Source organism: Priestia sp. SIMBA_032, assembly GCF_046535215.1.
Taxonomy (GTDB): domain Bacteria; phylum Bacillota; class Bacilli; order Bacillales; family Bacillaceae_H; genus Priestia; species Priestia aryabhattai.
This window is the reverse complement of record NZ_JAWRXD010000554.1, coordinates 1-276: the sequence shown is the minus strand read 5'-3', so window position 1 is coordinate 276 and position 276 is coordinate 1. Positions and strand designations below refer to the sequence as shown.

Here is a 276-nt window from a genome sequence, read left to right as displayed (position 1 = left end):
CCGCTAGCGTGTCCATTAACTATGCTAGCGCGCCTTGCATATGGCGATAAATCGTTTCGAGCGTCACGCTTGACCTTGAAGTCACAGCACCAGTTTTCGCACAGAAAACGTCTCGCGGAATATGGCCGCCGCCGAACACTACCACCGTGCTAATCAAAGTAGCCCGCCTCAGAAGAGTTAAAGTTATCGTTCCTTAAACCAAGTCAGAAAACAGATAAGCGCATTCTGACTGCATGCGGCTGGTAGCGATCTTGTACTCCACCCATGAAAAGTGTC

General features: G+C 50.0%; 1 protein-coding gene. It reads right to left on the bottom strand.

Translation table 11 applies throughout. The features are described 5' to 3' along the window. Window positions 1-19 precede the first annotated feature (19 nt). Window positions 20-157 (bottom strand): hypothetical protein, encoded by a 138-nt coding sequence (locus SB717_RS35515; protein WP_410907632.1) that lies wholly within the window; start codon window positions 155-157, stop codon window positions 20-22. Window positions 158-276 lie beyond the last annotated feature (119 nt).